General features: G+C 36.4%; 10 protein-coding genes. 2 read left to right on the top strand and 8 right to left on the bottom strand.

Annotated features, from left to right (window positions below; all coding sequences use genetic code 11):
- Positions 1-144: 144 nt before the first annotated feature.
- From V7266_RS26140 to V7266_RS26105, 8 genes are all read right to left on the bottom strand, one after another.
- Positions 145-858, bottom strand: a complete 714-nt coding sequence (locus tag V7266_RS26140) for a pirin family protein (protein WP_335472171.1) — start codon at positions 856-858, stop codon at positions 145-147.
- Between the two features lie 275 nt (positions 859-1,133).
- Positions 1,134-1,496 carry a DoxX family protein gene (locus V7266_RS26135; protein ID WP_335472191.1) on the bottom strand — a complete coding sequence of 121 codons (363 nt, stop codon included), beginning with the start codon at positions 1,494-1,496 and terminating at the stop codon, positions 1,134-1,136.
- Between the two features lie 55 nt (positions 1,497-1,551).
- Entirely contained in the window at positions 1,552-2,154 is a 603-nt protein-coding gene (locus V7266_RS26130) for an alpha/beta hydrolase (RefSeq protein ID WP_335472170.1), read from the bottom strand.
- Positions 2,154-3,098 carry a ring-cleaving dioxygenase gene (locus tag V7266_RS26125; RefSeq protein ID WP_335472169.1) on the bottom strand — a complete coding sequence of 315 codons (945 nt, stop codon included), beginning with the start codon at positions 3,096-3,098 and terminating at the stop codon, positions 2,154-2,156. Before V7266_RS26125 ends, V7266_RS26130 begins: the two co-directional genes overlap by 1 nt.
- Before the next feature lie 29 nt (positions 3,099-3,127).
- Positions 3,128-3,736 carry a flavin reductase family protein gene (locus tag V7266_RS26120; protein ID WP_335472168.1) on the bottom strand — a complete coding sequence of 203 codons (609 nt, stop codon included), beginning with the start codon at positions 3,734-3,736 and terminating at the stop codon, positions 3,128-3,130.
- Between the two features lie 23 nt (positions 3,737-3,759).
- The gene (locus V7266_RS26115) at positions 3,760-4,698 is read right to left on the bottom strand and encodes a ring-cleaving dioxygenase (protein WP_335472167.1); all 939 of its coding nucleotides are present in this window, start codon (positions 4,696-4,698) and stop codon (positions 3,760-3,762) included.
- 127 nt (positions 4,699-4,825) lie between these two features.
- A complete protein-coding gene (locus tag V7266_RS26110) occupies positions 4,826-5,224 on the bottom strand; it encodes a DoxX family protein (protein ID WP_335472166.1) in 399 nt (132 codons plus the stop codon).
- A 61-nt stretch (positions 5,225-5,285) separates the two neighbouring features.
- Positions 5,286-5,714 (bottom strand): MarR family winged helix-turn-helix transcriptional regulator, encoded by a 429-nt coding sequence (locus V7266_RS26105; protein ID WP_335472165.1) that lies wholly within the window; start codon positions 5,712-5,714, stop codon positions 5,286-5,288.
- A 251-nt stretch (positions 5,715-5,965) separates the two neighbouring features.
- Between V7266_RS26105 and V7266_RS26100 the strand changes: the two genes are divergently transcribed.
- Complete coding sequence (locus V7266_RS26100; protein WP_335472164.1) at positions 5,966-6,199, top strand: DUF3892 domain-containing protein; 234 nt, start codon at positions 5,966-5,968, stop codon at positions 6,197-6,199.
- Positions 6,200-6,434: 235 nt separating this feature from the next.
- A complete protein-coding gene (locus V7266_RS26095; RefSeq protein ID WP_335472163.1) occupies positions 6,435-7,439 on the top strand; it encodes a DUF3231 family protein in 1,005 nt (334 codons plus the stop codon).
- Positions 7,440-7,548 lie beyond the last annotated feature (109 nt).

The following is a 7,548-nucleotide window of genomic DNA, read 5'->3' as shown; positions in this document are numbered from 1 at the left end:
ACTCATCCTGAAAATCTAAAACTTCCGAAGCCGTTTTTTCATCAACTGGGACGGAGATTAGCCAATGATCGTGCTCCTTTTCAATATTGTATATATCAGTCTGGCACAGTAATCTGCTGCCAATAGAATGACGTATCATCAACATTAAAAGTCACCCCCAGGTAAATCGATTAATAAAAAGAAACTATCTTGATTTCCCTGAATAGTTATTTCATGAATGTCCGTTATACGGGAAGCATCTCTTGACTTTAAAATATAATCATTGTTGATTGAGATTTCTCCCTCAATATTAAAGACGTAAATCCTCCTGCCAGATTCCTGTTCAAAGTTCAAATTCTTCTTTCCGTCCAATCTTGACAAATAAAGTGTTAAATCTTGATGGATTCCAGCTACCTGATCAGACGATGTATGCGAAATAACTGGTAGTAGCTGATTGTGTAATTTAGTAATATTATATGAAATGTCCTCATATGACGGTTTTAGCTTCTTTTCATTAGGTGTAAACCATAACTGTAGAAATTGTACTTTTTCCTCATTTGAAGCGTTAAATTCAGAATGAAGCACTCCAGTTCCAGCCGATATCCGCTGAATACTACCATGACTAATGGTTCCAGAGTTTCCTAGGTTGTCTCCATGCTTAAGCTCACCTTTTAGGATAATAGAGACTATTTCAGCTTCACGATGTGGATGAATTCCAAAACCACGTCCTGGCTGGACAGTATCATCGTTAAAAACTCGCAGTGGACCGAATCGTAAATTATTGGGATCAAAATACTCTCCAAATGAAAAACTTAGCGAACTTTCCAACCAATCATTTTTTACTGTGTAACGTGTATCTGCAGGAAAAAGTTGAATCAAAATCTTTCACTCCCTAAATAAATGTCAATTTAATTTATTAATCTATATATCTAGAATCATGATATTTTTAACTAAGAATATTTTAATTCATATAATTATTTTTTCAACTAATTCAGTTAATGGCTTATCAAGAAAAGCCAATCAACCACTCTCGATTAGCTCATTTGCCATTTTCTCTGTCTCCTGCTCAGTTTCTTTCCAATTAGTTTAGATAAGAAACCCACCCATCACAAACACTACCTGTTATTTCTTTCTTTTAATAGATTGATTCACAATTAAGCAGCTTTGGTTAACTCCTTTGAATCCTTTTTAAATATCATAGAACTAACTGATAATAGCTTGCTCCCATTGATTGCAAGGTATAATGCTATTGCTAGAAATGCTAAATCTAACTCGTAGCCTGCCATTTGACCATTTCCTAATAAACCAACTGAAAGCTTTACTTTTATTGTTGCCCCAATCAACATTAATGCAAACAATGCTGCAAAAAATCTAGTTGCCAATCCAATGATTATGGCGATCCCACCAATAATCTCCAGAGATGCAACTCCATATGCCATAAATCCAGGCAAGCCTATACTATCAAACCATCCTACAATATTCTCAATTCCACCCTGAAATTTTACAATTCCATGTATTAAAAATAATGTTTTTTATCATTATTCTATTTCTCCTCCCAAACATAGTTTGTTATTATAACTTTCTATACCATTGAGCGGCAGCTTCGACCTCTTGGGCGGTTAATTGATGACCTCTATTCTCCCAATGAAGTACTACATTCGCATTTGCCTTTTTTAATAATGATTCAAGTTCAGCCGATTCCATTGGTGAGCAAATCGGATCATTTGTCCCAGCTGCTATAAACACTGACTTACCCGATAAATCTGGAAGGTCGATCCCTTTTCTCGGCACCATAGGATGATGAAGAATGGCACCCTTTAAGGCTTTTTGATAGTGAAATAATAGACTCGCTGCTATATTTGCTCCATTTGAGTATCCAATAGCGATAATATGATTTCGGTCGAAACTATACTTTTCAGCTGCTTCATCCAGAAACTCATTTAATTCTTTTGTTCGGAAAACGAGGTCCTCTTCATCAAAAACTCCCTCAGCTAATCTTCGGAAGAATCGTGGCATTCCATTTTCTAATACATTACCTCGAACGCTTAAAACTGAAGCTTCATCATCAATTCTTCCAGCAAGAGGCAACAGGTCTAATTCATTGCCACCGGTACCATGAAGCAATAATAGCGTTGGTTTTGTTGGATCTTGACCTTTATTGAATATGTGTTTCATTATTTATCTCCCTCCAGAACCCGAACCTCTACTCGCGGTAAGGTTTCTTCTAATTCTTCTCTTTTTGACTCTAACCAAGATGGCAGCATAAGTTTTTTCCCGAGTTCCTCTATAGGTTCATCCTCCGCAAAACCCGGTGGGTCGGTTGCAATTTCGAAGAGAATACCCCCTGGTTCATGAAAATATAGAGCTTTGAAGTAGTTTCGGTCAAGAATCTCTGTAGGATAATACCCTTTTTCAAGGAGAAACGATCTCCACTTTTGATGCTCTTTCTCATCTTTTGCTCTCCATGCTATATGGTGAACCGTTCCAGCACCCATCAGCCCTCGAACAGAAGGATTTAGTTGAATATCAACTGTATTTCCTATACTTCCTTCAGATTTAAATCGTAAAAATTCATTTTCTTGACCAATGCATTCCAACCCCAATACGTTTTCTAGAACATCGGTTGTCTTATGTGGTTGTGCAGAAAAAAGAATCGCACCTCCAAATCCTTTTATCGCATTTTCAGACTGAATTTCGCCAAAATTCCAAGTATTTACTGGACCTTCGTCTCGTTCTGTCAATTCCAACAGGAGTCCATCTGGATCATGAAATTTTAAATATCTTTCCCCAAACCGATTGGAAGAAGTAAATTCGATTCCAAATTTCCGTAATCGATTCTCCCAAAAAGGAACCGAACCCTTCGGAATCACATAACTAGTCACACCAACCTGACCGATTCCAATTCGACCTTTTAGTTGTTTAGCCCATGGAAAAAAAGTTATTACCGAACCTGGTTGACCTATTTCATTCCCAAAATAGAGATGGTACACTTCTGGACGATCAAAATTAATGGTTTTTTTGACAAGCCTTAACCCAAGTACACCTGCATAGAAATCAATATTTCTTTGTGCATCGTTTACCATTGCTGTGATATGATGGATACCCGTTGTTTTTTGCATTTTACCCTCTCCAATCATCGAATGGGGCTTTATTTAGGTCTTTCAATTTCAAATATCTCACCAATTTTTGCGTAATTATTCCCAGCTAATCGGCTGACCGCTGCTAAGCCCCTTGGATCAATTCTTCCATTTTCATAAATATCATTTTCGATATGAAACTGAACAACTTTTCCTATAATCAGGTCACACCCTGGCGTATCCAAACCTCCCAATTCGAGGGAATGCTCTAATAAACATTCCATTCTGATTTTTGCTTCCTTAACTCCAGGAACAGAAATTTTCACACTATCTACTGGTGTTAAATGAGCTAACTCAATTTCACTTTCATTAGGAGGAAGGCTGGCAGCTGTTTTATTTATTTTTTCAACATTCTGTTCATCTACAATATGAACAACATATTCCTTGGACTCCTTAATATTTCTGGCTGTATCTTTTTGTCCCCCTGCTGAGCGTTGAATAGAAATTGATATCATCGGGGGATTGGATGACACGATGTTAAAATAACTAAAGGGTGCTCCATTCAAAACACCCTCTTTTGAAATCGATGTGACGAAAGCTATTGGTCTAGGTATGATGCTTCCTATTAGAAATTTATAATTTTCCCTTTCAGACAATGTGGCTGGATCGATTGAAAGCAAAGATATCATCCCTCTTCGTAATATCAGTCTAGTTCTCTTACTTCAAACGGTAATAACACTCTTTCAATTTTAGCTCTATGAGGCTCATACTGTGATGGCAGCATCAATTTTTCTCCCATTGTCGCTTGTGATTCATCATGAGCAAATCCTGGAGGATCCGTTGCAATCTCAAACAGTATTTCCCCGTGTTCTCTGAAATAAATAGCATTGAAGTAATTTCGATCCTTTACAGGAGTTACTCCATAACCATTCGCTGTAACATATTTTTTCCAATCCAATTGATCTTCATCATCAATAGCCCGCCATGCAATATGGTGAACGGTGCCCACGCCCATTTGACCACGGCCAATTGGCGTTAATTTTAAATCTATAATATTTCCGATATCGGCAGTAGAACGATATCGAGCAAAATCTCCTTCTTTACCTATTAATTCAAGTCCCATTACTTTTTCTAATAATTCGCCCGTTTTATCAGGCTGGGTTGATAAAAGAGTTGCTCCTCCAAAACCTTTAATAGCCACTTCAGGTGTTACCTCACCAAAAGTCCAAGTATTGTTTTCTCCTTCTTCTCTTTCCACAATTTCCAGGTGAAGACCATGCGGATCATCGAACTCCAAATATTGCTCTCCAAAGCGTTCCATTTTTGTAAACGGAACGTTTAATTTTTCAAGTCTTTTTTCCCAAAATTCCATTGCCCCTTTCGGAACGACATAAGAAGTAACACCGACTTGACCGTCCCCGATAATTCCCTGATGAGCTCCTGCCCATGGAAAGAATGTAATAATGGTTCCTGGCTTTCCACCTTCATTACCGAAATAAAGGTGATAAGTCCCGGGGTCATCAAAATTTACAGTTTGCTTCACCAAACGTAATCCCAAAATTCCTGCGTAAAAATCTACATTTTCTTGGGGGTGGCCTACAATGGCTGTGATATGGTGAATACCCATTATTTTTTTACTCATTTTCAACACTCCATTTCTAATTTAGAATCCAATTTATTAAAAAACACTTCTTATCTATTTTGTTCCTCGGATGAAAATAAAATCTCAAACTATTTACTTCAATTTAAGTATCTCTAAATCGAGATGTTTAGAATAAAAAAGCATCTAAAGCATATTGACCAGGTCCAATTAAAGCAATACCAATAACAACTGCAAGCACAGTAAGGTTATATTCATATCCATTTGCCGTTGCCCATAATCCGTTTGGTGCGTGTACTTTGACGATAGCCATTACCATGGTTCCTGCAATGATAATTCCTGCCAATGGGGTTAATAAGCCTAACGTAAACAAAACGCCTCCAACAAGTTCAGCTAATCCTGCCAATAAAGCCATTGTTACTCCTGGTTTCATGCCAATGGATTCAAACCAGCCTCCTGTACCCTTTAAACCATATCCTCCGAACCATCCAAACAATTTTTGAGCTCCGTGACCAATGAATAAGATACCCACTACTAAACGAATAATTAATAAACCAACATTTACCATTTCAAATTCCTCCTAAAAATATGTTTTTATCTCGAATTCAAGATATATAACCAAAAAAATTTTAACTTTGGACGTTCATGTCTATTTTTTTCAATAATTTTACAAATATTTCTTTATCCTCTTTATTAAAAGAGCCAAACATGGAATCAACAAATCCTTGATGTTTAGGCATAATGCTGTCCATCATTTCTTTTCCTTCGTCTGTTAAGGTAACATGAATGACTCTGCGATCTTCCACACATGCCTGACGACATAATAAATCTCTCTGTTCTAATTTATCGATCACATACGTCATTGTGCCACTTGAAATTAATATGCTATTACCAATTTGATGAATGGTATGCTTTCCCTTATTATAAAGCACTTCTAAAACAGAAAATTCCGTAATACTAAGGTTATAATGACTCATTTCCACTCTCATACAATCCTGTACTGCTTTAGAGGTTTGCATTAAAACGAGGTAAGGCAAATTCGTACATGTTTTTTCCATTTATTTCACCTCCTAAAAAACCTTTAATTAAGATATCTTGAATATGAGATAATCATAATACCTTAATACCCGTTTGTCAATAAATTTTTTTCAGCTGCATTAGATAATTAGGATCCTTTCACCGGTTTATCCGAAAGGCCTCAATCTTTGTGCTAAAGATTTACACAGCTAATCTTCGGCTGCAAGGGTCATAGAATATGAATTTTTTTTATTTTTTTATGTCATGCTAGTTATATATAGGAGGCGAAAGAATGAAAAAACGTCAAGAATCTGTCATCGCCGTCCGTAAGAATGGCGATGACGATATTATTGAATTAAAGTTGTCAAACGGTCAAGTTGTTGATTACAAAGAAGCACAACAGATGGCAAAAAGTGGGATGATTGTAAACGTCAATGTTTTCAAAGGTGGCGATGGAGAGGAACATCTTAGGAGCAATCCGGACGGTGATCCGAACAACAACCTTGATAATCTCCCTCAGTTCTGATGGATTATTAAAATTGAGTTTTTTAGTAACGGTTCTCTTATGAAGGACAAGATTCCAATTAACGGTTAAATCCGGAAGAATTTCGGCTTATAAAAATAGGCTCAGGGCATATGAACTCTGAATATTTTTATGGGCTTATTGAATTAAAGCCCCCGTTCGTAATATAAGGTTAGCCAGATTTTAAACTGCATATCTATTTCTGAGTCAGTAAAAAATACGGAAGAGGTGAGAACACATGGAAAATGATAATTTAAAACTTACATCTTCCGAAATAGGAACACTATGGGGAGAGTATGTGAACGGAACTATGAGCGAGATAGTAAATAGGTATATGCTTTCTATTTTGGAAGACGAATCAATAAAAAAAGTTTTTGAAATTGCCATTGAGACATGGGAAAAGCAAAAGAATCAGCTTGTTTCCTTCATAGAGAAAGAGGGATTTCCAGTTCCTATTGGATTTACTGAGTCCGACCTTAATAAAGGTGCAAAGAGATTGTTTTCTGACACATTCTGCTTAAATTATTTACATATTATGACTATACATGGTTTATTGGGGCATACAACTGCTTTAAGTGTTTCTGTCAGAAAGGACCTACGGCAATTTTACAATTCATGTGATAATGATGCAAAAAGTATGTACGATTTAACCATTGAGTTATTGCTTAAAAAAGGAAAATTCCAACGAGACCCCTATTTTTATCCGAACGAAAGCCCTGAATTTATATCTACCAAAGATTTTACTGATGGATTCTTCGGAAAAGGGAGACTTTTATCTGCTTCAGAAATAATCAGTATTTCTCTTAACATCAAAAAGAGCATTATGGCAAAAACTCTTTCAATCGGATTCAGTCAAATCGCTGAATCGGAAGAAATAAGAAAGTTTTTTGAGGAATTAGAAAAAAAGGCAGATGAAAACATACATGCCCTTTCAAAAATTATGCACAAGGATAATTTGCCAGTTCCAATGTCGTGGGAATCAGAGGTTACAACGTCAAAAGACTCTCCTTTTTCAGATAAATTAATGTTGTATCATATGGGTTTCTTGGCTCAAACTGCACAAATATATTACGGGACAGGTCTAGCAGGAGCCATGCGAACAGACTTAGCTGTCGTTTATGAAAAAACAATTCTAAAAACATTAGCAATGACAAAAAAATGGTTCGATATTATGGTGAAAAACAAGTGGTTAGAACAGCCACCACTTGCTCCCAATAGAAAAGAACTTGCACAAGATAAATAAGATATACCCCTCATTAGTGAGGGGTATATTTTTAATTAACTTTTTCATTTAAGGGATAATTTCAACATAAAGTAGTTTATTCCTTCTTAAGCTAGTCGAGTAGAAGAGA

The organism is Neobacillus drentensis (assembly GCF_036965645.1).
Lineage (GTDB): Bacteria > Bacillota > Bacilli > Bacillales > Cytobacillaceae > Neobacillus > Neobacillus drentensis_D.
The sequence above is the reverse complement of the archived record's forward strand: the minus strand, read 5'-3'. Positions and strand labels throughout refer to the sequence as shown.

Bases quoted from the DNA above. Each gene is read 5' to 3' on its own strand.
- V7266_RS26125 (WP_335472169.1), bottom strand. From the start codon at position 3,098: ATGCAAAAAACAACGGGTATCCATCATATCACAGCAATGGTAAACGAT.
- V7266_RS26100 (WP_335472164.1), top strand. From the start codon at position 5,966: ATGAAAAAACGTCAAGAATCTGTCATCGCCGTCCGTAAGAATGGCGAT.
- V7266_RS26095 (WP_335472163.1), top strand. From the start codon at position 6,435: ATGGAAAATGATAATTTAAAACTTACATCTTCCGAAATAGGAACACTA.
- V7266_RS26130 (WP_335472170.1), bottom strand. From the start codon at position 2,154: ATGAAACACATATTCAATAAAGGTCAAGATCCAACAAAACCAACGCTA.
- V7266_RS26105 (WP_335472165.1), bottom strand. From the start codon at position 5,714: ATGGAAAAAACATGTACGAATTTGCCTTACCTCGTTTTAATGCAAACC.
- V7266_RS26110 (WP_335472166.1), bottom strand. From the start codon at position 5,224: ATGGTAAATGTTGGTTTATTAATTATTCGTTTAGTAGTGGGTATCTTA.
- V7266_RS26115 (WP_335472167.1), bottom strand. From the start codon at position 4,698: ATGAGTAAAAAAATAATGGGTATTCACCATATCACAGCCATTGTAGGC.